Annotated in this window: 14 protein-coding genes; 2 read left to right on the top strand and 12 right to left on the bottom strand. The window is 73.8% G+C overall.

The features are described from left to right. Position 1: 1 nt before the first annotated feature. The 3 genes from HCN08_RS17280 to HCN08_RS17270 form a co-directional block, all read right to left on the bottom strand. A complete protein-coding gene (locus tag HCN08_RS17280) occupies positions 2 to 1,873 on the bottom strand; it encodes an acetolactate synthase large subunit (RefSeq protein WP_167983988.1) in 1,872 nt (623 codons plus the stop codon). Positions 1,874 to 2,102: 229 nt separating this feature from the next. Then, the gene (locus HCN08_RS17275; protein ID WP_167983987.1) at positions 2,103 to 4,982 is read right to left on the bottom strand and encodes a putative bifunctional diguanylate cyclase/phosphodiesterase; all 2,880 of its coding nucleotides are present in this window, start codon (positions 4,980 to 4,982) and stop codon (positions 2,103 to 2,105) included. Positions 4,983 to 5,276: 294 nt separating this feature from the next. Continuing rightward, a complete protein-coding gene (locus tag HCN08_RS17270; RefSeq protein WP_167983986.1) occupies positions 5,277 to 6,248 on the bottom strand; it encodes a 2-hydroxyacid dehydrogenase in 972 nt (323 codons plus the stop codon). Between the two features lie 163 nt (positions 6,249 to 6,411). Here HCN08_RS17270 and HCN08_RS17265 point away from each other — a divergent pair, with 163 nt between their 5' ends. Then, positions 6,412 to 7,662: a PQQ-dependent sugar dehydrogenase gene (locus HCN08_RS17265; protein ID WP_322974500.1), complete on the top strand. Its 1,251-nt coding sequence runs from the start codon at positions 6,412 to 6,414 to the stop codon at positions 7,660 to 7,662. Between the two features lie 490 nt (positions 7,663 to 8,152). Here HCN08_RS17265 and HCN08_RS17260 read toward each other — a convergent pair whose 3' ends face one another. Both HCN08_RS17260 and HCN08_RS17255 read right to left on the bottom strand, forming a co-directional pair. After that, positions 8,153 to 11,185, bottom strand: coding sequence for a helix-turn-helix transcriptional regulator (locus HCN08_RS17260; protein ID WP_322974499.1), 3,033 nt, complete (start codon positions 11,183 to 11,185; stop codon positions 8,153 to 8,155). Positions 11,186 to 11,334: 149 nt separating this feature from the next. After that, on the bottom strand, positions 11,335 to 11,550 hold the full coding sequence (locus tag HCN08_RS17255) for a hypothetical protein (RefSeq protein WP_167983984.1): 216 nt from the start codon (positions 11,548 to 11,550) through the stop codon (positions 11,335 to 11,337). Between the two features lie 313 nt (positions 11,551 to 11,863). On the opposite strand from HCN08_RS17255, the gene HCN08_RS17250 reads away from it, so the two are divergent. Next, entirely contained in the window at positions 11,864 to 13,666 is a 1,803-nt protein-coding gene (locus HCN08_RS17250) for a protein kinase domain-containing protein (RefSeq protein WP_167983983.1), read from the top strand. Here HCN08_RS17250 and HCN08_RS17245 read toward each other — a convergent pair. From HCN08_RS17245 to ligA, 7 genes are all read right to left on the bottom strand, one after another. Beyond that, on the bottom strand, positions 13,552 to 15,846 hold the full coding sequence (locus HCN08_RS17245) for an MMPL family transporter (protein WP_167983982.1): 2,295 nt from the start codon (positions 15,844 to 15,846) through the stop codon (positions 13,552 to 13,554). The two genes, HCN08_RS17250 and HCN08_RS17245, sit on opposite strands and share 115 nt — an antisense overlap. 234 nt (positions 15,847 to 16,080) lie before the next feature. Further along, entirely contained in the window at positions 16,081 to 17,589 is a 1,509-nt protein-coding gene (gene gatB, locus HCN08_RS17240) for an Asp-tRNA(Asn)/Glu-tRNA(Gln) amidotransferase subunit GatB (protein WP_167983981.1), read from the bottom strand. 42 nt (positions 17,590 to 17,631) lie between these two features. Further along, the gene (locus HCN08_RS17235; RefSeq protein WP_167983980.1) at positions 17,632 to 17,886 is read right to left on the bottom strand and encodes a hypothetical protein; all 255 of its coding nucleotides are present in this window, start codon (positions 17,884 to 17,886) and stop codon (positions 17,632 to 17,634) included. Continuing rightward, the gene (gene gatA / locus HCN08_RS17230; RefSeq protein WP_167983979.1) at positions 17,883 to 19,376 is read right to left on the bottom strand and encodes an Asp-tRNA(Asn)/Glu-tRNA(Gln) amidotransferase subunit GatA; all 1,494 of its coding nucleotides are present in this window, start codon (positions 19,374 to 19,376) and stop codon (positions 17,883 to 17,885) included. Before gatA ends, HCN08_RS17235 begins: the two co-directional genes overlap by 4 nt. A 5-nt stretch (positions 19,377 to 19,381) precedes the next feature. Further along, positions 19,382 to 19,675 (bottom strand): Asp-tRNA(Asn)/Glu-tRNA(Gln) amidotransferase subunit GatC, encoded by a 294-nt coding sequence (gene gatC, locus HCN08_RS17225; protein ID WP_167983978.1) that lies wholly within the window; start codon positions 19,673 to 19,675, stop codon positions 19,382 to 19,384. Between the two features lie 115 nt (positions 19,676 to 19,790). Next, the gene (locus tag HCN08_RS17220) at positions 19,791 to 22,082 is read right to left on the bottom strand and encodes a putative bifunctional diguanylate cyclase/phosphodiesterase (RefSeq protein WP_167983977.1); all 2,292 of its coding nucleotides are present in this window, start codon (positions 22,080 to 22,082) and stop codon (positions 19,791 to 19,793) included. A 221-nt stretch (positions 22,083 to 22,303) separates the two neighbouring features. Continuing rightward, positions 22,304 to 24,538 (bottom strand): NAD-dependent DNA ligase LigA, encoded by a 2,235-nt coding sequence (gene ligA, locus HCN08_RS17215; protein WP_167983976.1) that lies wholly within the window; start codon positions 24,536 to 24,538, stop codon positions 22,304 to 22,306. Between the last annotated feature and the right edge of the window lie 37 nt (positions 24,539 to 24,575).

Below are 24,575 nucleotides of genomic sequence, written 5' to 3'. Positions count from 1 at the left end.
GTCAGTCATCCAGGTCGTCGCTGAAATCAGGGCGGACATCCCGTGCCGCCATGATCTCGTCGTTGGAGGTGCCGGCCGCCACCATGGGCCAGACCATCGCGTCCTCGTGGACGATGAAGTCGACGACGACGGGGCGGTCGTTGATGGCGTTGGCCTCCTCGATGACCTTGTCGAGGTCGTCGGCGGACTCGCAGCGCAGGCCCACGCAGCCCATGGCGTCGGCGAGCTTGACGAAGTCCGGGACGCGGGTGCCGCGGTTGGTGATGGAGCCGACGCCTTGGGTGGAGCCGGGGACGTGCTCGGCGCCGTCGTGCAGCACGGTGTTGGAGAAGCGCTCGCCGTAGAACAGGTTCTGCCACTGGCGGACCATGCCCAGGGCGCCGTTGTTGATGACGGCGACCTTGATGGGGATGTTGTTGAGCGCGCAGGTGACCAGTTCCTGGTTGGTCATCTGGAAGCAGCCGTCGCCGTCGATCGCCCACACGGTGGCATCGGGGCGGCCGGCCTTGGCGCCCATGGCGGCCGGGACGGCGTAGCCCATGGTGCCGGCGCCGCCGGAGTTGAACCAGGTGCCGGGCTGCTCGTACTTGATGAACTGCGCCGCCCACATCTGGTGCTGGCCGACGCCCGCGGCGAACAGCGTGCCCTCGGGGGCGAGCTTGCCGATCCGCTCGATGACCTGCTGCGGGGCGAGGCTGCCGTCCTCGGGGACGTCGTAGCCCAGCGGGTAGGTGTTGCGCCAGAAGTTCAGGTGGTTCCACCACTCGGTGTAGTCGCCCTTGTGGCCGGCGTCGTGGTCGGCCTGGACCGCGACGATCAGGTCGGCGAGCACCTCGCGGGCGTCGCCGACGATCGGCACGTCGGCGACGCGGTTCTTGGAGATCTCCGCCGGGTCGATGTCGGCGTGCACGATCTTGGCGTGCGGCGCGAAGGTGTCCAGCCGGCCGGTGACGCGGTCGTCGAAGCGGGCGCCGAGCGCGACGATCAGGTCGGACTTCTGCAGCGCGGTGACCGCGGAGACGTCGCCGTGCATGCCGGGCATGCCGACGTGCTGCGGGTGGCTGTCGGGGAACGCGCCGAGCGCCATCAGCGTGGTGGTGACGGGGGCGCCGGTCAGCTCGGCCAGGATCTTCAGCTCGCCGGTCGCGCCGGCCTTGAGCACGCCGCCGCCGACGTAGAAGACCGGGCGGCGGGCCTCGTTGATCAGCCGGGCGGCCTCGCGGATCTGCTTGGCGTGCGGCTTGGTGACCGGGCGGTAGCCGGGCAGGTCCTGCTGCGGGGGCCAGGAGAAGGTGGTCTGGTTCTGCAGCGCGTCCTTGGCGATGTCGACCAGGACCGGCCCGGGGCGGCCGGTGGCGGCGATGTGGAAGGCCTCGGCGATGGTGTGCGGGATGTCGTCCGGGTTGGTGATCAGGAAGTTGTGCTTGGTGATCGGCATGGTGATGCCGCAGATGTCGGCTTCCTGGAAGGCGTCGGTGCCGATGGACTTCGAGGCGACCTGGCCGGTGATCGCCACGATCGGCACCGAGTCCATGTGGGCGTCGGCGATCGGGGTGACCAGGTTGGTCGCGCCCGGTCCCGACGTGGCCATACAGACCCCGACCCGGCCGGTGGCCTGCGCGTAGCCGGTCGCGGCGTGGCCGGCGCCCTGCTCGTGCCGGACCAGGACGTGGCGGACCTTGGAGGAGTCCATCAGGGGGTCGTACGCCGGCAGGATCGCGCCGCCCGGGATGCCGAACACCGTGTCGACGCCTACGGCCTCAAGGGAGCGGATGAGCGCCTGCGCGCCCGTCATGCGCTCGGCGGGGGCGGCGGGGGCCGCGGTACGGGCCCGCGGCTGCGGGTGGTGGGACCCGGAGGCCTGCTCGGTCATCTGCGTTCTCTTCTCTCGAAGATGAGGGTGGTGAGGTGGTGAGGGCGGCGGGGAGGGGCGGTGCCCGGACGCCGGACAACAAAAAACCCCTCGTGCCGGGAGGCAAGCGAGGGGAGCGCGCCGGTGCGTGTGCGAGGCGGTGTGATGGCCTCGGTCAGCCGACGCGCTTTCCAAGTACGAGAATTCGGGTGCGCATGGCCTCGACCTTCCTCCGAGCCCCCTGGGGGTGTCAAGCCGGTGGGACACGCGTCTCATTATGTGAGCGGCAGGACGGCAGCTGCACACTGCGCTGGGTGAGCTGCTCACGGGCGGTCTCGGTGGCCACGGCCCCGAAGCCGGAGCCCGAGCCCGAGCCGGAGCCCGGCCCGAGGCGGCGGCCGGGGTCGCCCGGCAGCGGATATTCGCCGCGGGTGAGGCTGCCGCGCAGCCGGTGCTCGTCCAGCAGCCCGGAGAAGGCCATGCCCTGGCCCTGGGCGCAGCCCATCTCGCGCAGCGCGTGCACCTGCTCGGGCCGGTCCACGCCGTCGGCGACGGTACGCACCCCGAGGTCGGCGGCCATCGTGAGCAGCCCGCGGGTGATCTTGTGCAGGCGGGGCGAGTCGACCATGCCCTCCACGATGCCCCTGTCAAGCTTGACGGCGTCCACCGGGAGGGTGCGCAGCGCGCCGAAGGCGGCGTGCCCGGAGCCGAAGCCGCCGAGCGAGATCCGCACCCCGGCTCTGCGCAGCTTGGTCAGCCGCCGCTCCAGCTCGTCCGGTGAGCCGCCGGGCACACCGCCGGTGAGCTCCACGACCAGGCCGCCGGGCGGCAGGCCGTACCGCTCCAGCAGGTCCTCCACCGTGCCGGGCGGCAGGTCGCGGTGCAGCAGCCGGCGGGCGGAGAGCTTGACTGTGACGGGCACCCGGTGGCCGGCCCCGTAACGCAGCGCGGCCTGGGCGACGGCCTGCTCCAGTTGCCATCGGCCGAGCTCGCACGTGCGGTCGGTGTCCTCGGCGGCGCGCAGGAATTCTGCGGGCGTGAAGAGGATGCCCTGCGCGGAGCGCCAGCGGGCCTGGGCCTCGACGCCGGCGATCCGGCCGCCGGACAGCTCGACCACCGGCTGGTGCAGCAGGGTGAACTCGCCGTCGTGCAGCGCCTGGTGCAGCCGGGTGGCCAGTGCGGTGCGGTGCACGGCCTCGGTGCGCAGCCGGGGCGCGTACAGCTCGACGCGGCCCTTGCCGGCCTGCTTGGCGCGGTACATCGCCAGGTCCGCGTTGCGCATCAGCTCGCCGGCGGTGCCGCCGGGCTCGGCGAAGGCGACGCCGACGCTCGCGCCGACCCGTACCTCGGCGCCGTCCACGTGGTAGGGCTCGCACAGGGTGGCGATCAGCCGCTCGGCGATCTCCAGGGCCTGCTCCTCGTCGGCGCCGCAGACCAGCACGGCGAACTCGTCGCCGCCGAGCCGGGCCGCGGTGTCGCCGGAGCGCAGCGCGCTCTGCAGCCGCCGGGCGGCCTGGGTGAGCAGGTGGTCGCCGGCCTGGTGGCCGACGGAGTCGTTGACGGCCTTGAAGCCGTCGAGGTCGACGTAGAGCAGCGCGACCCGCTCGTCGCCGGGGCGGCGGCCGGTGAGCGCCTTGCCGACCCGGTCCAGGAACAGCGAGCGGTTGGGCAGGTCGGTGAGCGGGTCGTGCGAGGCGTTGTGCTGCAACTGGGCCTGGAGGCGGACGCGTTCGGTGACGTCGCGGCTGTTGAAGATCAGGCCGCCCTGATACCGGTTGACGCTGGACTCCACGTACAGCCAGCCGTCCTCGCCGTGCGGGCCGCCGCGCCGGCCCGATCTGATCCGGCACTCGATCCTGGTGGCGGGCTCCTCGCCGGGCGGGGCGGCGAGGAAGCGGCGCACCTCGTGCACGACCCGGCCCAGATCCTCGGGGTGGATGTGCGCGGACAGCTCGGTGCCGATCATCTCCTCCGGATCGCGCCCGTAGACGCCGACGGAGGCGGGGCTGACGTAGTTCAGCACCCCGGTGGGGGCGGCGATCATGATGACGTCGCTGGAGCCCTGGACCAGGGAGCGGAAGTGGTTCTCCTTCTGGGCCAGTTCCTGGGTCAGCGCGAGGTTGTCCAGCAGCAGGATGCCCTGCCGGACGACCAGGGCGAGCACGACGGTGCTGCCGGTGAGCAGCACGACCTTGTCGCACTTCTCGCCGGTGATGACGTCGTAGAGGATGCCGAGGGTGCACACCGCGGCGGCCAGATACGGGGTGAGCGCGGACAGCGAGGTCGTGACGCGGCGGGTGGTGGTGCCGTGCCGCAGCAGCGGCTGCTCGCGGCGGCCGACCCAGGGGGCGTACGCCATCAGCATGCTGCCGGCGAACCAGCCGGCGTCCAGGATCTGCCCGGAGCGGTAGTGCTCGCGCAGCAGCGGCGAGGTGAACAGCGCGTCGCACAGCACGGTGAGGGCGAGGGCGGCCAGCGCGGTGTTGATGGCGGCGCGGTTGGCAGCCGAGCGGCGGAAGTGCAGCGCGAGGACCATGCTGACCAGCACGATGTCCAGCAGCGGATAGGCCAGCGACAGGGCGACCTTGGCGGTGCTGGGCCCGTCGTAGGTGGCGGCGCGGGCCAGCGCCAGGCTCCAGGACAGCGTCAGCAGCGATCCGCCGATGAGCCAGGTGTCCAGGCCCAGGCAGATCCAGCCGGCCCGGGTCACCGGGCGCTTGGCCAGCACCAGCAGTCCGGTGACGGCGGGCGGCGCGAACAGCAGGAAGCAGAAGTCGGCGGGCGAGGTCTGCGGCACCGGGTGGCGCAGCACCACCTCGTACCAGCCCCAGATGGCGTTGCCGAGCGCGGTCATCGTGGAGGAGCACGCGAAGAGCACCCAGGCGGCGCGGTGGCCGGGGGGCATCCTGCGGGCGTAGAGCAGCATGGACAGCGCGGCCGTCGCGGCGGCGGCCGACAGGCCGAAGTCGCCCATGAAGGCGGCGATGTCGTCGGTGCCCCAGCCGAGCACCGCGCCCGTGGTGTATCCGCCGCAGACCAGGGCGAGCAGCAGTTGCGGCAGCAGGCCGCCGCCGGGCCGCGGCGGTGATCCGGCTCCGGCTCCGGCGAGCACCGCGCCGGTGGTGCTCACGGTGCCGCTCCGTCACGCGGGGCGCGGGTGTGCGGTCGGCCGGGTGGTGCGGCGCGGTGGGTGTGCCTGCCGGGGAACCGCTTCGGTCCGTGCATCGCCCGTCGCCCCCCTTTACTCGCTCGTCGTTCCCTCACCGCGGCCGTCGGTCGTACGGCGCGGCGCGTCCCCCGGTTCCGGACGATACACCAGAACGGTCACTCAGCGATAGGTCCCTTCTACCGAGCGTAACCATATGGGGGCCGCCGACCACCGCGCGCAGTCACCCGGTGGCGTTCCGCGGCCGGTGGGAGGCCGTCAGCCGGTCACATGGACCACGTTCGCCAGTTCCTCTCCGCTTGCGAACCTGACCAGCTGTGAGCGGATCAAACGCGTGGCCCGCGGGAGGAAGGCCGATGTGCTGCCCCCGACATGGGGGCTGACGAGCACGCCGGGCGCGTGCCACAGCGGGTGCCCGGCGGGCAGCGGCTCGGGGTCGGTGACGTCCAGGGCGGCGGTCAGCCGGCCCTTGTCCAGCTCCGCGAGCAGCGCGCCGGTGTCCACGACCGGGCCCCGCGCGACGTTCACCAGCAGCGCGCCGTCCTTCATCGCGGCGAGGAAGTCCCGCCCCGCGAGCCCCCTGGTCTGCTCGGTGAGCGGGGTGGTGAGCACCACGACGTCGGCCCGCGCCAGCAGCTCGGGCAGGTCGGCGAGCGCGTGCACGGGCCCGCGCGGTGCGGTACGGGCGCCGCGCGCGACCCGCTCGACCTCGCACTCGAAGGGCAGCAGGCGCTCCTCGACGGCCGCGCCGATCGACCCGTAGCCGACGATCAGCACCCGGCGGTCGGCGAGCGCCGGGTAGAAGCCGCTGTGCCACTGCTCGTCGTCCTGGCCGTGCACGAAGCGCGGGATGCCGCGCAGCGAGGCGAGGATCAGGGTGAGGGCGAGCTCCGCGGTGCTCGCCTCGTGCACCCCGCGGGCGTTGCACACGCGCACGCCCGGCGGAAGGTCGCGCAGGTGCGGCGTGAGGTGGTCCACGCCGGCGCTCAGCGTCTGCACCACGCGCACGGAGGTCATCCGCGGCAGCGGGAGCGCGCCGGAGGCGGCGCCCTTCATGTAGGGCACGACGTAGAAGGCGGCGTCGGCGGGATCCGCCGGGAAGTCACCGCTGCCGTCCCAGTAGACGTAGTCGAATGCGGCGGGCAGCGCGTCGATCTCGTGCGGCGGGAGGGACAGCCACACCTGCGGCCGTACGCCGCCGGTGGCGGGGGCCTGGAGCGAATCGTTCATGCTCAGGAGGCTAGGTCACGGGCTGGTGGGGCCGGCAGGGCGGTGGGTGGCGGTGTTCTGCGGGCGGGGCGGGTGGGGGTGTGCTTGGGTGGGTCCCGGGAAGTGGCACGACAGGCGCGGCGGCCCGGGTCGCCGCGGCGCGGACCTGGACGAGGGGCGAACGGTGGGCACAGGGCGTCGGGAGCGGACGCAGTCGGGGGCGCGGGGGCAGGCGCGGGCGCGGAGGGTCGTACGGGCGGCGGCGGGGGCGGCGGTCGCCGCGGTGCTCGCCGCGGGGTGCTCGGACGGGCCGCCGCTGCGCGCGGACTCGCCCACGCCCTCGCACACCTCCGGCGCGCCCGCCGCGCCGCCCGCGACGACCGGCCCCGCCTCGCCGGGCGGCACGCCGTCCGCGGCGGCGTCGGCCGCGCCCGCGACCGGTACGGCGAAGGTCGACGCGACCGTCGCCTCCAAGCTGGACTCGCCGTGGGGCATGGTGCAACTCGCCGACGGCACGCTGCTGGTGGGCTCGCGGGACACCGGCAGGATCGTGCTGGTCGACCCGCAGAAGGGCACGACGACGCCGGTCGGCACCGTCCCGGGCGTCGCCCACACGCAGGGCGGCGAGGCGGGCCTGCTGGGGCTCGCGCTGTCGCCCGACTTCGGCACGGACCATCTGCTCTACGCGTACTTCAGCACCGACTCCGACAACCGCATCGCGCGCATGCTGTACGACCCGACGCGCTCGCCCGGCGACCGGCTCGGCGCGCCCGACACGATCCTGCGCGGCATCCCCACCGGGGCCCTGCACAACGGCGGGCGGATCGCCTTCGGCCCCGACGGCATGCTCTACGCCGGCACCGGCGAGACCGGCAACCGCGGGCTGGCACAGGACATGTCCTCGCTCGGCGGCAAGATCCTGCGCATGACGCCCGACGGGCAGGCCCCGCCGGACAACCCGACCCCCGGCTCGCTCGTCTACTCCCCCGGCCACCGCAACGTCCAGGGCCTGGCCTGGGACGGCCAGGGCCGGCTGTGGGCCTCGGAGTTCGGCCAGGACACCTGGGACGAGCTGAACCTCATCGAGCCGGGCAAGAACTACGGCTGGCCGGTGGTGGAGGGCGTCGCGCACCGGGCGCCGTACGTCGACCCGGTCGTCCAGTGGCACACCGACGAGGCGTCCCCGAGCGGTATCGCCTACGCGGCGGGCTGCATCTGGATGGCCTCCCTCAAGGGCGAGCGCCTGTGGCGCATCCCCCTCGACGGCACGAAGGCCGCGGCGGCGCCGCAGGCGTTTTTCCCCAAGACGTACGGCCGCCTGCGGACGGTGATCGCGGCGGATGATCACACGCTCCTCCTGACCACGAGCAACACGGACGGCCGCGGAACCCCTACCTCGCAGGACGACCGCATCCTCCGCGTAACAGTGACCTGACCCCCGCCCCGGGGCTGCCCCGTCCCGCCCGTCCCGCGACCACCCGCCGGTGGAGGGCTATACGCCCCGGGCTGCCCCGTCCCGCCGTCCCGCGACCACCCGCCGGTGCATGGCTGAGCGCGCAGTTCCCCGCGCCCCTGAAAAGCTCACCCTCGCGGGTGGGTGCCCGCCCCTCCGGGGCGAGGCATACCCCCGGCCCTGGCCTGGGAGTTCGCTTCTGCCGCGCAGGGCAACAAACCAGGGGCTGCGTGGGGGTACCCCCAGGCGAAGCGCTGGGGGAGAACGGAGCGACCAGCCAGCGACCGGCGGAAGGTCGCAGGACAGCCGAAAGGGGCAGCCCGGGGCGTGCCACGCCCAGAGATCGCTAAAGCAGGGGCTGCGTGGGGGTACCCCCAGGCGAAGCGCTGGGGGAGAACGGAGCGACCAGCCCACCGCGGCGGGAGGTCGCGGGACGGCGGGTCCGGGCACGTCGGGGCGCTCAGGGTGGGGATCAGCTCGCGGGGGTGAAGAGGTGGAGGCGGTGGGAGAGGGCGGCGGCTTCGCCGCGGGTGGCTACGGCGAGCTTGGCCAGGATGTTCGAGACGTGGACGCTCGCCGTCTTGGGCGAAATGAACAGCTCCTCCGCTATCTGACGGTTCGTCCGCCCATCGGCCACCAGTCGGAGCACGTCCCGCTCCCGGGCCGTCAGGCCCAACGAGTCCGCCGGGTCGGCGGGTTCGGCCGGCGCCGGCTCGGGCGGCGGCGCGTCCAGCGGCAACCGGGCCCGCTGAGCCAGCGCCGCGACCTCCGCGGCGAGCGGCTTCGCCCCGAGCTCCACCGCCGCCGCGTGCGCCCGGGAGAGCAGGCACCCCGCGGCGGCCCGCGCGTCGGCCCCGCGGGCCAGCAGCGCCTCGCCGTGCCGGTACCGCACCGCGGCCAGCTCCACCGGCCGCTCCTCCTTCTCGAAGGCCGCCTCCGCCGCCGCCCACAGCTCCGGTTCGTGCCGCCCCTCCGCCCGCGCGAGCTCCGCGTCGACGAGCAGCGCGTACGCCTCGTGGACGGGCGCGGGCCGCGGCGTCTCGCGCGCGGCGGTCCTGATCCGCTCCAGGACCTGGCCGCGCGCCGGGTCGCCGGTCAGCGGCCACGGCCCGTCGGCCTCGGCGGCGGCGCCGGCGGCGAGCAGCGGCCAGGCGTAGCGGGCGGTGCCATTGGGGAACCCCGCGTCGATCGCGGCGAGCAGCATGCGCCGCGCGTCCTCGTAGCGGCCCTGCGCGACGGCGACCCGCAGGCCCAGGCCGCGCAGCGGGATCTGGTGCTGCGGCTGGGTGTCAAAGCGGAAGCCCTCGCTGGAGGAGGCGTAGAACTTCGCCGCGGTGCCGGTGTCGCCGACGGCGAGCGCCAGGTAGCCCTGGAAGGTCTCGACGCCCGCGCACAGCAGCGGCCCTTCGGCGATCCTGGCCGTGCGGGCGGCCACGAGCGTGACCGCGGCCTCCTCGAAGCGGCCCTGCATCAGCAGCGACTCGCCCTCGTTGGCCAGCAGCCAGGAGTGCGTGGCGTTGGCGACCTGCCCGGCGAGCAGTTGCTGCCCCTCGCGGCTGACCCGTACCGCCTCCGACGAGCGGCCCGCGCCCTCCAGCACGGACGACAGGTTGCCGTACGTGCGGGACGCCAGTTGCGGCGCGTGCCGGTCGGCCACCTGCCGGCGCACGTCGTCGACGAGGGCGACGCCGCCGTCGATGTCGCCGGCGTCGGCCTGGAGCAGCCCGAGGGTGATGCGGGCGTGCAGTTCGGTGTCGGGCGCGTCGGCGATCCTGGCCAGCTCGGCGGCCTGCCGGGCGATCGCGGCGCCTTCCGCGCCGGACTTGTGGACCATGATCCAGCCGGCGATCCGTACCAGCACCTCGGCGTGCGTCGCCGACGGCGGCAGGCCCCGTACCAGCTCACGGGCCCGGGACAGCTCCTCCCAGCCGTCGCCGCGGCCCAGGCTCTCGGTCGACCGGGAGCGCTGCGCCCAGAACCAGGCGGCCCGCAGCGGGTCCTGCCCGCCGCTGCGCTCCAGCAGCCGCAGCGCGCGCTTGGCCATCGCGTACGAGCGCTCCTGCTCGCCGCTCAGCCGGGCGGCCACGGTGATCTCGGCGAGCAGGTCGACCAGGTCGAGCGGGGTGTCCTCGGGGCAGTCGCACGGGGGGTACGCGTCGGTGTAGTCCGCGGGCCGCAGTCCGGCCCGTACATCGGCGGGGGCGTCGTCCCACAGCTCCAGGGCGCGTTCCAGCAGCCGGTACTGCTCGGCGTAGGCGTGCCGGCGGCGGGCCACGACGGCGGCGCTCAGCACGGCGGGCAGCGCGCGGCCGGTGTCGTGGGCGGCGTACCAGTAGTTGGCGAGCCGGGCGGCCCGCTCGTCGGCGGGCACCAGCGTCGGGTCGGCCTCGACGGCCTGCGCGTACCGCCGGTTGATCCGGCTGCGCTCGCCGGGCAGCAGGTCGTCGCCGACGGCCTCCCGTACCAGGGAGTGCCGGAAGCGGTAGCCCTCGCCGCTGTCGGTGGGCAGCAGCAGATTGGCGCCGACGGCGGTGCGCAACGCGTCCAGCAGGTCGTCCTCGGGCAGCCCGGTGACCGCGGCGAGCAGCGGGTACGCGACCGTACTGCCGCCCTCGGCGACGAACTTCGCGACCCGCTGGGCGTCCTCGGACAGCGCCTCGACGCGCACCAGCAGCAGATCGCGCAGCGAATCGCTCAGCCCGCTGCTCGCGCAGCCGCTGCTCAGCGTGCAGGCCAGCTCCTCGACGAAGAACGGGTTGCCGTCCGAGCGGGCGAAGACCTGGTCGACGAACGCCTCGTCCGGCTGCTCCGGCAGGATCGAGCCGAGCTGGCTGCGGACCTCGTCGCGGCTGAACCGCGACAGCTCGAAGCGCTCCACCCGGCGCAGCCGGTCGGTCTCGGCGAGGAAGGGCCGCAAGGGGTGCCGCCGGTGGATGTCGTCGCTGCGGTACGTGGCCGCGACGACCACCCGGCAGCGCTGCAGCGAGCGGAAGAGGTACGCGAGCAGCTCGCGGGTGGAGCGGTCGGCCCAGTGCAGGTCCTCCACGACGACGACGATCGTCCGGTCGGCGCCCAGGCGCTCCAGCAGCCGGGTGGTCAGCTCGAACAGCCGCGCCCTGCCGTCCTCGTCGTGCGCCTCGCGGGGGACGCCGTCGGGGCTGCCGAGCTCGGGCAGCAGCCGGGCCAGCTCGGCCTGCTGGCCGCCGGCGGCGGCGGTCAGCTCGGGGCCGAGCGTGCGGTAGAGGTCGCGCAGCGCCGCGGACACCGGGGTGAACGGCAGCCCCTCCGCGCCGATCTCGACGCAGCTGCCCAGCGCGGTCACGGCCCCCGCCGCGCGGGCCGCGGCCAGGAACTCTTCCGTCAGCCGGGTCTTGCCGACCCCCGCCTCGCCGCCGATGAGCACGGCCTGCGACTCCCCCGCGTCCGCCGACCCCAGCACCGAGGCGAGCCGCGCCAGCTCGGCGTGCCGGCCGATGAACACGGGGCTGAGTGACTGGGTCTGCACGCTTGCGAGCATGTCACGCCGGGCGTCCCGGGCGACACCGAATTCTTCCCGCCCGCCGCTTTTGGGGCGGGTGCGCGACGGGCCCGCCGGATCCACCGCGCTCGGGTGCGGCGCGGCGGGCCGGCGGGCCGGGGCCTGCGGCGCGGTCGTCATGACGCGCGGTGCGGGCGCAGCGCGGCGCGGCGGGAGGGCGCGGGACTTTCCGCGCCCTCCTGATCGGTGCGTACGGCGGGCCTGGCGACGGCGCGCCGCCCGGCCGCCCGGCGCTCGGCGCGGGCCGCCCGCGCCTGCTGGGCCAGCCGCCACTCGTCGGCGCGCTTCTGGAGGTCGGCGCGGTGGGCTTCCTGGAGTTCGTAGGCGAACACGGGGTCTGCTCCTTGGGGTTGGACTTCTCTTGACGTCCTCAAGCTTCGTCTCCCAGGCCCCCGCCCCGCATCGGGCACCTTCCCGAACTCCCCGCCCGCGCGGTACCTATCCGCGCCGCGGGATGCCTTAGGGCCCGCCGGCCCCGCCTTATGCCCGCGCGCCCCGCACGGGCGGTCTAAGGCCCGCGCCCTAGCGGCCCGGGGCGCGGAGGTCTGCCGGGGTTCCCGGGGGCCGCCGAGGTTTGCCGAGGGGTCGGGGAAGAGAAAGAATCGCGCGGGTGGTGGGGAGTCGGCGGTCGGGGAGGAGGGGGTCGTGGACGGTGGTCTGTTCATCGGGCCCGACGGGGAGCCGGACCGGTACCGGCTGCTGAGGTCGATCGGGCGCGGCGGGGAGGCCGTGCTGTATCTGGCCGAGCTGGAGCTGGGGGGCGCGACCGAGCCGGTCGTGGTCAAGATGCTGGACGCCCGGCACACCCTCGCCCCCGACCTCTTCGCGCGGGTCAGCGCGAAGTGGCGCGAGCAGGCCGAGCTGCTGCGGTTCGTGCACCGCCCGGGCGTGGTCGGGATCAGGGAACACTTCGAGGGGCCCTCCGCGCATCCGGGCGGGCAGTTACCCGCCCCCGGCGGCCGGGCCCTCTACCTCGTGATGAACCACGTCGAGGGCCTGGACCTGCGCGACTGGCGCGCCGAGCGCACCCTGGAGTCCCCGGCAGAACGCCGGGAGGCGGTGCGCTGCCTGGAGCAGCTGGCCGAGGTGCTGGACTGGCTGCACAGCGGCGCGGCCACCCCCTCGGGCCGCCAGGTCGTGCACGGCGACCTCTCCCCCGGCAATGTGATGGTCGACGGCCACGGCCAGGCCACCCTGGTCGACTTCGGCCTGAGCAAGCTCGCCGCCGAGCACCGCACGGCCGAGGTGTGGTTCACCCCCGGCTTCGCCGCGCCCGAGGTCTTCGACGGCATCAGGAGCCCGGCGACCGACCGGTACGCCTTCGGTGCCATCGCCTACTTCCTGCTCAGCGGCAACGCCCCCGCGCCCGTACCGGAGACGCTGCGGGCGGCGCTGCTTGCCCTGCCGGAGCTGTCCGGCGCCGGCCCGGAGCAGGCCGCGCGCATCGCGGCGGTCTTCGCGGTGGACCCGCGGGCCCGTCCCGCGTCGCTGACCGGGTGGGTGCGCGAGCTGCGCTCGTACGTGGTCTCGGCGACCCGCCCGCCGGTGGCCAACCCGCCGCTCGCCGGCGCGCCGCTCGCAGGTCCTCCGGCCGCCCGACCTCCGCTGGCCGGCCCGCCGCTGACCCGCCCCGAGCAGGCGCCGGCCCCGCCCGCCGTACCGCCGGCGCCCGCCGCGGCGCCCGTACCGCCGCCGCCCGGGCACGCGCCGCAGCCGGTGTTCCTGACGCCGCCGCCGCAGCCCGCGCCGGCCCCCGTGGCGCGCAGGGGGCGGGGGCTGCGGGTGGCGCTGGCCGCCGTCGTGGCGGTGGCCCTGCTCGGCGGCGGGGTCGCCCTGGGCGTGGCCCTCGGCGGCGGCAAGGGCGACCCCGCCGCGGGGGACGCCCCGGCCTCGGGGTCCGCGTCGCACAGCCCCACGGCGCCGCGGCCGAGCGCGCAGGACTCCGCCGGCGACGGCACCGGGGACGGCACCGGCGCCTCCGGCGACTCCACCGGGGACACCTCCGGCAGCACCGCCGGCGACCAGGGCGACGCGCCCGCCGGCGAGACGTCGCTCGCCGACCTCAAGCCCACCGACGAGAGCCTGTTCACCCTGGAGCGCGGCACCGCCTCCGTCGACGGCGTGCGTTACGACGACGCCCTGAAGACGACGTACTGCTACGGGGCCACCGCCGGCTACGACGGCTTCGCCGAGTACAACCTCGGCCGGTCCTACAAGAAGCTCACCTTCACGGTCGGCCTGGACGACAACAGCCCCGACACCGGCAAGACCTTCACCGTCCTCGCGGACGGCAAGCGGCTGTTCCGCCAGCGGGTCACGGTCGGCCACCCGGCTCAGCCGAGCCTGGACGTCTCCGGGGTGCTGCGGCTGCGCGTGGAGTGGCTCTCGGACGACCAGGACTCCTCCTGCCCGATCGGCGTGCTGGGCAACCCGACGCTGACCCCCTGAGGCACCAGGACCGGCGCGGCGGCCGGCCGCGGCGGCCGTACCGCGGGCGCCTCGATGCTGATCCGCGGCAGCCTGCGGTCCAGCCAGCCCGGCAGCCACCAGTTCGCGTCGCCCAGCACATGCATGAGCGCCGGGACCAGCAGCGTACGCAGCACGAACGCGTCCAGCGCGACGGCCGCGGCCAGTCCGATGCCGAACATCGCGATGACCCGGTCGCCGCTGAGGACGAACGCCAGGAAGACCGCGATCATGATCACCGCCGCCGAGGTGATCACCCGGCTGGTCTCGGCGAGCCCGACCCGTACCGCCCGGCAGTTGTCACCGGTCTCGCGCCACTCCTCGTACATCCGGCTGACGAGGAAGACCTGGTAGTCCATGGACAGCCCGAACAGCACCGAGACCATGATGACCGGCAGGAACGGCTCGATCGGGCCCGCCCTGCCCAGGCCCAGCCACTCGCTGCCCCACCCCCGCTGGAAGATCGCCGTCACCACGCCGAAGGACGACGCGACGGCGGCGACGTTCATGGCGGCGGCCTTGAGCGGGATGCCGACCGAGCGGAAGGCGACCAGCAGCAGGACGCAGCCCAGGCCCACGACGCTGCCGACGAACAGCGGGAGCTTGCCGACGACGACGCCGGCGAAGTCGTCGTAGCTGGCGGTGGGGCCGCCGACGTAGACGCGCAGCCCGCTGCCCCGCTCCGCGGCGGGCAGCACGTCGTGCCGCAGCCGGTGGACGAGCTGGGAGGTGTCGCGGGACTGCGGGGCGCTGTCGGGCACGACGGTGATGACGCCGGTGCCGCCGGACAGCTCCACGGGGCCGGCGGAGGCGACGCCGGGGGTGTCGCGCAGGACGGCGGGCAGGTGGTCCAGGGCGACCCGGGCCTGGGCGCCGTCGGTGGTCGCGACGAGGGTGAGCGGGCCGTTGCTGCCGGGCCCGAAGGCCGCGCCGAGCAGGTCGTACGCCTGCCGGGTGGTGGCCTTCGCGGGGCCGTTGCCCTGGTCGGAGGTGCCGAGGTGCAAGGTGAGCGCGGGCAGCGCCAGGACGGCCATGACGACGGCCGCGAGCACGCCGAGCAGCCGCGGGTGGCGCTCGACGAAGGCCGACCAGCGGGCGGCGAAGGAGCCGGGTGCCTCGGGGCGCGGGCCGTGCTCGGCGAGCGCCCGGCGTTCGCGGCGGCTGAGGGCGCGCATGCCGATGAGGCCGAGCAGCGCGGGCAGCAGCGTGATGGACGCGGCGACGGTGAGCAGGACGGTGAGCACGGAGGCGACGGCGACGCCGTTGAGGAAGCCCAGCCGCAGCACGAGCATGCCGAGCAGCGCCACGCACACCGTGCCGCCGGCGAAGACCACCGCCCGCCCGGTGGTGGCGACCGCCTCCTGCGCGGCCTCGGCGACCGTCAGCCCGCGCCGCAGGCCCCTGCGGTGCCGGCTGACGATGAAGAGGGCGTAGTCGATGCCGACGCCCAGCCCGATGAGCATGCCCAGCATGGGCGCGAAGTCCGCGACGGTCATGGCGTGGCCTAGCAGCACGATCGCCATGTACGCGGTCCCGCAGCCGACGAGCGCGGTCGCGATGGGCAGCAGCATCGCGGCGAAGGAGCCGAAGGCGATGAGCAGCACGACGGCCGCGACGGCGACGCCGACGACCTCGCTGAGGTGGGCGCCGGCGCTCTCGGTGCTGCCGACGGCCTGCCCGCCGAGTTCCACCCGCAGGTTGCCGTGCTGGGCGGCCTTGGCGGTGTCGACCAGGGCCCGCGCCTGGGCGGCGGGGATGTCGTCGGCGTCCTGCGTGAAGGTGACCGAGGCGTACGCGGTGCGGCCGTCGGCGCTGATCTGCGCGCCGCCGGCGGGGGCGTAGGGGCTGTCGACGGCGGCGACGCCGGGCAGGTGCCGGACCTTCCCGAGGACCTGGGTCATCTGCGCGCGTACGTCGGCGGCGCGTACGGTGCCGTGGCCCGAGGTGTGCCAGACGATGGTGTCGGTGTCGCCGGCCTGCGCCGGGAAGGCGTCGCGCAGCAGTGCGGCGGCGTGGCCTGACTCGGTGCCGGACGCCTCGTAGTGGCGGGAGTACGCGGAGCCGGCGACGCCGGCCGCGGCGGTCAGGCCCGCGAGAGCCACGAGCCACAGCAGCACGGTGGGGAGGCGGCGGTGCAGACACCACCGTGCGAGTGCGGCCATGAACCAGCTGCTCCTGTGTGCTCGAACGTCCGCTTCACTCTGCCAGGAGGAAATGATCCTTTGGGACTTTCGTGCCGTTCCTCACAAGGGGTAAAAAGCAGATAAGGACGGCACCCCGGGGAGGGGTGCCGTCCTTACAACTGCCTTATGCGCCGGGCCGGTTCGGGCGGCGGCCGGTGCGCCCTGTCGGTGCGCCCGTCCGGTGTGCCCGGCCGGCTCGGCGGCGGGCCGGACTCAGCCCTGGACGCCGAGCTTTTCCAGGACCAGCTCGCGCACCCGCTTGGCGTCCGCCTGGCCGCGGGTGGCCTTCATGACCGCGCCGATCAGCGCGCCGGCCGCCGCGAGGTTGCCGCCGCGGATCTTGTCGGCGATCGCGCCGTTCGCCGCGATGGCGTCGTCCACCGCCGCGCCGAGCGCGCCCTCGTCGGAGACCACCTTCAGGCCGCGCGCGTCCACGACCTCGTCCGGCCCGCCCTCGCCGGCCAGCACGCCCTCGATGACCTGGCGGGCCAGCTTGTCGTTGAGGTCGCCCGCCGCGACCAGCGCCGCCACCCGGGCGACCTGCGCCGGGGTGATGGGCACCGCGGCCAGCTCCACGCCGGACTCGTTGGCGTGCCGCGCCAGCTCGCCCATCCACCACTTGCGGGCCGCGGTGGCGTCCGCGCCCTCCGCGATGGTCGCGAGGATCAGGTCGAGCGCGCCGGCGTTGAGCACCGACTGCATCTCGTGGTCGGCGATGCCCCACTCCTCCTGGAGCCGCTTGCGGCGCAGCCGCGGCAGCTCCGGCAGGCCCGCGCGCAGTTCCTCGACCCACTCGCGGGGCGGGGCGACCGGCACCAGGTCGGGCTCGGGGAAGTAGCGGTAGTCCTCCGCCTCCTCCTTGATGCGCCCGGAGGTGGTGGAACCGTCCTCCTCGTGGAAGTGCCGGGTCTCCTGCACGATCGTGCCGCCGGAGGAGAGCACCGCGGCATGCCGCTGCACCTCGAACCGGGCGGCGCGCTCGACGCTGCGCAGCGAGTTGACGTTCTTGGTCTCGCTGCGGGTGCCGAACGTCTTCTGGCCGTGCGGGCGCAGCGACAAGTTGACGTCGCAGCGCATCTGGCCCATCTCCATCCGGGCCTCGGACACCCCGAGCGCCTTGATGAGCTCGCGCAGCTCCGCCACATAGGCCCGCGCCACCTCGGGGGCGCGGGCGCCGGCGCCCTCGATGGGCTTGGTGACAATCTCGATGAGCGGGATGCCGGCCCGGTTGTAGTCCAGCAGGGAGTGCGAGGCGCCGTGGATGCGGCCGGTCGCGCCACCCACATGGGTGGACTTGCCGGTGTCCTCCTCCATGTGGGCGCGCTCGATCTCCACCCGGAAGACCTCGCCGTCCTCCAGCGCGACGTCCAGGTAGCCGTTGTACGCGATCGGCTCGTCGTACTGCGACGTCTGGAAGTTCTTCGGCATGTCCGGGTAGAAGTAGTTCTTCCGGGCGAAGCGGCACCACTGCGCGATCTCGCAGTTCAGCGCAAGACCGATCTTGATCGCGGACTCCACGCCGGTCCGGTTCACCACCGGCAGCGAGCCGGGCAGGCCCAGGCAGGTGGGGCAGACCTGCGAGTTGGGCTCGGCGCCGAGCTCGGTGGAGCAGCCGCAGAACATCTTCGTACGGGTGCCCAGCTCCACATGGACCTCAAGACCCATCACCGGGTCGTAGGCGGCGAGCGCGTCCTCGTAGGACAGCAGTTCCGTGACGGTCACAGTCGTTCTTCCTCCTGGCTTCCTGCTGGCATCGCCGGTCCGTCAGCCGGCCAGCACGTCGTCGTCCGGCCGGCGCAGTTCGCGCACCAGCAGGGCGACGCCGGTGGCGACGGCGGCGATCCGGATCAGACCGTCGACCAGTTGCAGGGTGTCGTCCTCGTGGCGGGCGCTGCGGACCTTCTTGGCGTTGCTGAACGCCGCGAACAGCGTGCTGCCGATGGCCAGGTACGTACCGGCCGTGCCCTTCTTCTTGCCCTTGGTGCTCGTGTCGCTCTTGGTGTCGCTCTTCTTGCTCATAGCTGCGGTGCCTCCTCAAGCAGCGCGTGGCCCCACTTCTTCACGAAGGCGGCCTCGACAGCGGCGCCGACCCGGTAGAGCCGGTCGTCCTTGAGTGCGGGAGCGATGATCTGCAGGCCCACCGGTAGACCGTCCTCCGGCGCGAGCCCGCAGGGCAGCGACATCGCCGCATTGCCCGCCAGGTTGACCGGGATGGTGCACAGGTCCACCAGGTACATCGCCAGCGGGTCGTCTACCCGCTCGCCCAGCGGGAACGCAGTCGTCGGGGTGGTCGGCGAGACCAGCACGTCGACCTGTTCGAAGGCCTTCTCGAAGTCGCGGGTGATCAGGGTGCGGACCTTCTGGGCCGAGCCGTAGTACGCGTCGTAGTAGCCGGAGCTGAGGGCGTACGTGCCCAGGATGATGCGGCGCTTGACCTCGGGCCCGAAGCCGGCCTCGCGGGTGAGCGCGGTGACCTCCTCGGCGGACTTCGTGCCGTCGTCGCCGACCCGCAGGCCGTAGCGCATCGCGTCGAAGCGGGCCAGGTTGCTGGAGCACTCCGAGGGGGCGATGAGGTAGTACGCGGCCAGGGCGTACACGAACGAGGGACAGGAGATCTCCACGACCTCCGCGCCGAGCCCGCGCAGCACCTCGACGGACTCCTCGAAGCGCTGCACCACGCCGGGCTGGTAGCCCTCGCCGCCGAGTTCCTTGACGACGCCGATCCGCATGCCGCGCACGTCGCCGCTGCGGGCGGCCTCGACGACCGGCGGGACCGGCGCGTCGATGGAGGTGGAGTCCAGCGGGTCGTGGCCGCCGATCGCCTCGTGCAGCAGCGCGGCGTCCAGCACCGTACGGGCGCACGGGCCGCCCTGGTCCAGGGACGAGGAGAAGGCGACCATGCCGTAGCGGGAGACGCCGCCGTAGGTGGGCTTGACGCCGACGGTGCCGGTGACGGCGGCCGGCTGGCGGATGGAGCCGCCGGTGTCGGTGCCGAGCGCGAGCGGTGCCTCGTACGCGGCGAGCGCCGCGGCGCTGCCGCCGCCGGAGCCGCCGGGGATACGCGTCAGGTCCCACGGGTTGCCGGTGGGGCCGTAGGCGCTGTTCTCGGTGGAGGAGCCCATGGCGAACTCGTCCATGTTGGTCTTGCCGAGGATGACGACGTCGGCGGCCTTGAGCTTCCTGGTGACCGTGGAGTCGTAGGGCGGGATCCAGCCCTCCAGGATCTTCGAGCCGACGGTGGTGGGCACGCCCTCGGTGGTGAAGATGTCCTTCATCGCCAGCGGCACCCCGGCCAGCGGCCCCAGCGGCTCGCCCGCGGCGCGCTTGGCGTCGACCGCGCGGGCCTGCGCGAGGGCGCCCTCGCGGTCGATGTGCAGGAAGGCGTGCACCTTCTCGTCGACCGCCTCGATCCGGGCCAGGTGGGCCTCGGCCACCTCGACCGCGGTCAGCTCGCCGGAGGCGATCTTTTCCGCCGTCTGCGCGGCGGTGAGCTTGATGATCTCCGTCATCGCGATCAGTCCTCCCCGAGGATCTGCGGCACCTTGAAGCGCTGCTGCTCCTGCGCCGGCGCGCCCGACAGCGCCTGCTGCGGCGTGAGCGACGGGCGCACGGTGTCCGCCCGCATCACGTTCGTCAGCGGCAGCGGGTGCGAGGTCGGCGGTACGTCCTCGGCGGCGACCTCGGAGACGCGGGCGACCGCGCCGATGATGTCGTCAAGCTGCCCGGCGAAGTGGTCCAGCTCGTCGCCGGACAGCTCCAGCCGTGCCAGCCGGCCGAGGTGGGCGACCTCCTCGCGCGTGATGCTCATACGATCCTCTGCGGGTGAGACGTCTACGGTGTGAGCCCCAATCCTATGGGGCGCGGACACCGCGCCGCGCAGCCGTTCCCCGTCCCTGTGGATAACTCCCGGGGGTGCGCCGGCCTCAGGCCCGTTCGACCGCCGCGGCGGGCGGAGTGGAAGGAGCGGCCGGGGCGGACGCGGCAGGCGCGGCGGACGGAGCGGGCGGGGCAGAGGGGGCAGAAGGGGCGCCCTCGGCGGCGGGCAGCGCCGGGAGCTTGCGGGCGCCCGGCGGGAGCGCCCCGCGCTCGCCCCGGGCCAGCAGCCACTTCGTCGCCTCGGCCGGCGGCATCGCCGCCGCGACCAGCCAGCCCTGCACGGCGTCGCAGTGCAGGTCGCGCAGCCGCTCCCAGGTCTCGTCGTCCTCGACGCCCTCCGCGACGACCATCAGGCCCAGCGAGTGCGCGAGGTCGACGGTGCAGCGCACGATCTCCGCGTCCTCGGTGTCGACGACGAGCCTTGCCACGAACGAGCGGTCGATCTTCAGCTCGCTGACGGGCAGCCGCCGCAGGTGCACCAGCGAGGAGTAGCCGGTGCCGAAGTCGTCCAGCGACATCTTCACGCCGTGGCCGGTCAGCCCGTGCAGGGTGTCGGCGGCGCGCTGCGGGTCCTCCAGCAGGACGTGCTCGGTTATCTCCAGCTGGAGCGAGCCGGGCGGCACCTGGTGGCGGGCCAGCCGGGCGGCGACCAGGCCGGCGAAGCCGGGGCTGTGGACGTCGCGCGGCGAGACGTTGACGGCGACGGGCACGTCCAGGCCCATCTCCCGCCACTGCGCGACCTGGCTGAGCGCGGTGTCCAGGACGTACTCGGTGAGCAGCGGCATCAGCCCCGACGTCTCCGCCATGGTGATGAACTCCTCGGGGCTGACCCGGCCGCGCTCGGGGTGCTCCCAGCGGACCAGCGCCTCCAGGCCGGCCACCCGGCCGTCGAAACGCACCTTGGGCTGGTAGTGCAGCTCGACGTCGCCGGAGTCCAGCGCCCGGCGCAGATCGCCGAGCAGGCCGAGCCGGTCGGGGGTGTTGCCGTCCCGGGTGGCCTCGTAGACCTCGACGCCGCTGTTGTCCCGCTTGGCCTGGTACATCGCGACGTCGGCGCGGCGCAGCAGCCCCTCGGCGTCCAGCGCGTGGTCGGGGAAGACGGCGACGCCGGCGCTGGCCTCCAGCACCAGGGACAGCCCGTCGAGGCTGAGCGGCGAGGCGAGGGCGGCGACCAGGGTGCGGGCGATGCGCTGGGCGCGGGTCGCGGAGTCGCAGCCGGGCAGCAGCACGGCGAACTCGTCGCCGCCGAGCCGGGCCGCCTCCGCGCCGCGCGGCAGCGCCATCCGCAGCCGGTCGGCGACCTGGAGCAGCAGCCGGTCGCCGGCGAGGTGGCCGAGGGTGTCGTTGACGGAGCGGAACTTGTCGAGGTCGATCAGGATGAGCCCGACCCGGCCGCACCCTTCGGGCGGGTGGCAGCCGGCGCCGCCGGACGCGGCGAGGAAGCCGGGCTCGGCGCGCTCGCAGTCCTCCAGCCCCTCGTCCAGCGCGGCCCAGGCGCGCTCCAGCAGCCACTGCCGGTTGGGCAGCCCGGTGAGCGGGTCGCGCAACTGCTCCTCGGCGCGGGCGTGGGCGATCCACAAGGTGGAGTCCAGCGCGATGAGGGGCACGGAGAACAGCGGCAGCAGGGCGGGCTTGGCGCAGCCGACGACGAGGATCAGCGGGGAGATGCCGAGCAGCGCGCCGCCGAGCATGCCCTGCCGGACGAGGGCGGCCTTGGTGACGGTGGGCAGGCCGTCGCCGCGCGGCGCGAAGGCGAACCACAGCAGGGCGCGGGTCGCGGCCATGTACGTCAGCGCGGTGAGGGCGACGATCGGCACGGCGGTCATCGTCCAGTCGTGCGGGTCCCAGGGCTGCTCGACGCACGGGTGGACGCCGCACAGGCCCAGCACGGCGGCGCCGGCGCTGATGCCGAGGACGTCGATGGAGCCGTAGAGCACGGCCTGCCGCCAGCGGTGCCGGCGGGCGGCGCCGACGAGGGTGACCACGGCGAGGCTGACCAGCAGGGCGGCCACCCAGCCGTGGACGAGCAGCATGGCGAGCGTGAGGGCGGCACCGGATCCGGTGCCGCCCCACCAGCGGTCGCGGCCCATCGCCACCAGGTGGCCGACGATGATGCCGGTCAGGATCGCGAACCCCCAGCCGCCGGTGCCGCCGGGGAAGAGCGCGTGGCCGTGGCCGAGCACCCGGACGACGCCGGCGACCAGGCAGGCCGCGGCGGCCGGCGGCGCCAGCGTGCGCACCACGGACCGGGACAGGGACGGCGCCGGGGGCGGCGGGGCGGTGACGGGCGCGGCGGCGGCAGGCAGCGGCGTCGCTGCGGCACTCTCCGTCGAATGCATGCCCGTCCCTCTCACAGCCCGGTGAAGCAAGCAGGTCTCACCGCGCCCTGCCCGTTGGCGAGTTCCGTCGGGTGCCGGAACGTATCTCCGCGGCGGTGGCGCGTCTCAACACTAGGCCCGCCGGTGCCGTCCCGGGCACCGATCGACCGGGGTTGCCCGAATGCGACCAGGCACATCGACGTATTCTGATATAGGCCGATGGGGTGACATCCCCGGGCCATTCAGTCGGATTCACCACCCGTTTCCGCGGGCGCCGCCCCGTCCGCCGCGGTGTCCGTTTCCACGGGGTTCACCGCTTTTACCCGGGCCGCGTCGGGGCCGTCGGCGAGCAGGACGGCGAAGCCCTCCTCGTCCAGAACAGGCACTTTCAGCTGCACGGCTTTGTCGAACTTCGAGCCGGGGTTGTCGCCCACCACGACGAAGTCCGTTTTCTTGGACACCGCGCCGGTGACTTTCGCACCTTGGCTGCCCAGCGCCTCTTTTGCGCCATCCCGGGTATATGTCGACAGCGTTCCGGTCACGACCACGGTCACCCCTTCGAGTGGCCGCGGCCCCTCGTCGGAGCCCTCCTCGTGGAAGGTGACGCCGGCCTCCCGCCACTTGCGGATGATCTCCAGGTGCCAGTCCTCGGCGAACCACTGCTTGAGCGAGGCGGCGATCGTCGGGCCGACCCCGTCGACCGCGGCCAGCTCCTCCTCGGCGGCGTCCTTGATCCGGTCCAGGTCGCGGAACTCGCGGGCGAGCGCGGCGGCGGCGACCGGGCCGACGTGCCGGATGGACAGCCCGGTGATGACGCGGGCGAGCGGGCGCTCCTTGGCGGCCTGGATGTTGTCCAGCATCGCCAGGGCGTTCTTCTTCGGCTCGCCCTTCTGGTTGGCGAAGAAGGTGACGATCTTCGGCTCGCCGGTCTCCGGGTCGCGCTTGGGCAGGCCGGTGTCCTGGTCCAGGACGTAGGAGCGGATGGGCAGCAGCCGCTCGATGTCCAGCGAGAACAGGTCGCCCTCGTCGCGCAGCGGCGGCTCGGCGTCCAGCGGCTGGGTCAGCGCGGTCGCGGCGACGTATCCCAGCGCCTCGATGTCGAAGCTGCGGCGGCCGGCGAGGTAGAAGATGCGCTCGCGCAACTGGGCGGGGCAGTAGCGGGCGTTGGGGCAGCGCAGGTCGATGTCGCCCTCCTTCATCGGCTGCAGCGCCGTCCCGCAGTCGGGGCACTCGGCGGGCATCACGAACTCCCGCTCGGTGCCGTCCCGCAGGTCCACCACCGGGCCGAGGATCTCCGGGATCACGTCGCCGGCCTTGCGCAGCACGACGGTGTCGCCGATCAGGACGCCCTTCTTCTTGACCACGTCCTGGTTGTGCAGGGTGGCGAACTCCACCTCGGAGCCGGCGACGGTGACCGGCTCGACCACCGCGTAGGGCGTGACGCGGCCGGTGCGGCCGACGCCGACCCGGATCTCCAGCAGCCGGGTGTTGACCTCCTCCGGCGCGTACTTCCAGGCGATCGCCCAGCGCGGGGCGCGCGAGGTCGAGCCGAGCCGGCCCTGCAGCGGGATCTCGTCGACCTTGACGACGACGCCGTCGATCTCGTGCTCCACGTCGTGCCGGTGGTCGCCGTAGTAGGCGATGAAGTCGCGCACCTCGGCGAGCGAGCCGACCGTCTTGTTGTGGCCGGCGGTGGGCAGGCCCCATTCGCGCAGCAGCTCGTAGGCGTGCGACTGGCAGTCGATGTCGAAGCCCTCGCGGGCGCCGATGCCGTGGACGACCATCCGCAGCGGACGCGAGGCGGTGATCCGCGGGTCCTTCTGGCGCAGCGAACCGGCCGCCGCGTTGCGCGGGTTGGCGAAGGGCTTCTCACCGGCCTCGACCAGCCGCTCGTTGAGCTCCTCGAACTTCTCGCCGGGGAAGTAGACCTCGCCGCGGATCTCCACCAGGGCCGGCACCCGGTCGCCGGCGAGCCGGTCGGGGATGTCGGCGATGGTCCGCACGTTCGGCGTGATGTCCTCGCCGGTGCGGCCGTCGCCGCGGGTGGCGCCGCGGGTCAGCCGGCCGTTCTCGTACGTGAGGTTGACCGCGAGGCCGTCGACCTTCAGCTCGCACAGGAAGTGGTAGGGGCTGCGCTCGTTGTCGGGCGGGCCGAGCTCGGCGGCGACGCGGTCGGCCCACGTCGTCAGCTCCTCGTCGGTGAACGCGTTGTCCAGCGACAGCAGGCGCTCGCGGTGCTGGACGGAGGTGAACTCCGTCTCGTACGCGCCGGCGACCTTCTGGGTGGGCGAGTCGGGGGTGCGCAGGCCCGGGTGGGCCTGCTCGATCTCCTCCAGGCGGCGCAGCAGCCGGTCGAACTCGGCGTCGCTGACGACGGGTGCGTCCTTGACGTAGTACCGGAAGCGGTGCTCCTCGACCTGCTCGGCAAGGCGGGCGTGCTCCTCGCGTGCCTCCGCCGGAATCTGCGTGTCCTCCACGACCGCGTCCTTCCTCGCTTCCCGGCCCGACTCCCCG

Origin of the sequence: Actinacidiphila epipremni, from assembly GCF_012034175.1 — a bacterium.
Lineage (GTDB): Bacteria > Actinomycetota > Actinomycetes > Streptomycetales > Streptomycetaceae > Actinacidiphila > Actinacidiphila epipremni.
The sequence above is the reverse complement of the archived record's forward strand: the minus strand, read 5'-3'. Positions and strand labels throughout refer to the sequence as shown.

What these genes read in the sequence shown, in the direction of transcription:
- HCN08_RS17280 (WP_167983988.1), bottom strand. Translation starts at nt 1,873, where the DNA reads ATGACCGAGCAGGCCTCCGGGTCCCACCACCCGCAGCCGCGGGCCCGT.
- HCN08_RS17270 (WP_167983986.1), bottom strand. Translation starts at nt 6,248, where the DNA reads ATGAACGATTCGCTCCAGGCCCCCGCCACCGGCGGCGTACGGCCGCAG.
- HCN08_RS17245 (WP_167983982.1), bottom strand. Translation starts at nt 15,846, where the DNA reads ATGGCCGCACTCGCACGGTGGTGTCTGCACCGCCGCCTCCCCACCGTG.
- HCN08_RS17235 (WP_167983980.1), bottom strand. Translation starts at nt 17,886, where the DNA reads ATGAGCAAGAAGAGCGACACCAAGAGCGACACGAGCACCAAGGGCAAG.
- gatA (WP_167983979.1), bottom strand. Translation starts at nt 19,376, where the DNA reads ATGACGGAGATCATCAAGCTCACCGCCGCGCAGACGGCGGAAAAGATC.
- gatC (WP_167983978.1), bottom strand. Translation starts at nt 19,675, where the DNA reads ATGAGCATCACGCGCGAGGAGGTCGCCCACCTCGGCCGGCTGGCACGG.
- HCN08_RS17220 (WP_167983977.1), bottom strand. Translation starts at nt 22,082, where the DNA reads ATGCATTCGACGGAGAGTGCCGCAGCGACGCCGCTGCCTGCCGCCGCC.